This window comes from Nocardioides jensenii JCM 1364 = NBRC 14755 (assembly GCF_001552535.1).
GTDB lineage: Bacteria > Actinomycetota > Actinomycetes > Propionibacteriales > Nocardioidaceae > Nocardioides > Nocardioides jensenii.
This window is the reverse complement of record NZ_BCRJ01000183.1, coordinates 1-747: the sequence shown is the minus strand read 5'-3', so window position 1 is coordinate 747 and position 747 is coordinate 1. Positions and strand designations below refer to the sequence as shown.

Annotated in this window: 1 protein-coding gene; it reads left to right on the top strand. The window is 67.6% G+C overall.

The window, feature by feature from the left end:
- Nucleotides 1–747: thiamine pyrophosphate-dependent enzyme (locus tag NJ4_RS24860; protein WP_067442139.1), on the top strand; the 747-nt coding region annotated here is incomplete at both ends.

The following is a 747-nucleotide window of genomic DNA, read 5'->3' as shown; positions in this document are numbered from 1 at the left end:
ATCGCGACCGGGTTGGCCACCGCCCGCGAAGACCTCTCCGTCTTCGTGGTCACCGGCGACGGTGACGCGCTGTCCATCGGCGGCAACCACCTCATCCACGCCCTGCGCCGCAACGTGAACATGACCATCTTGTTGTTCAACAACCGCATCTACGGCCTCACCAAGGGCCAGTACTCCCCGACCTCCGAGGTCGGCAAGGTCACCAAGTCGACTCCAGTGGGCTCCCTGGACCACCCCTTCAACCCCGTCTCCCTGGCCCTAGGCGCCGAGGGCGCGTTCGTGGCCCGCACCATCGACTCCGACCGCTTGCACCTCACCTCGGTACTCTCCGCCGCCGCCGCCCACCGCGGCACCTCGTTCGTCGAGATCTACCAGAACTGCCCGATCTTCAACGACGGCGCCTTCGACGCCATCAAGAACCCCGACACCAAGGCCGACGCGATCATCCCGCTCGTGCACGGCGAACCGATCACCTTCGGCGCCCGCGACGAGACCACCGGCCTCGGCGACAAAGCCCTGGTCCGCGCCGCCTCCGGCGGCGTCGAGGTCGTCCCCACCACATCCGTGGCCACCGACCAGGTACTGATCCACGACGCCCACAACCCCGACCCCTCCACCGCCTTCGCCATCAGCCGGCTCACCGACTCCGGCTACCTCAACCAATCCCCCATCGGCATCTTCCGCCAAGTCGAACGCCCCACCTACGACGACCAAGCCCGCGACCAGATCCGCACCGCCTCCGAAGCC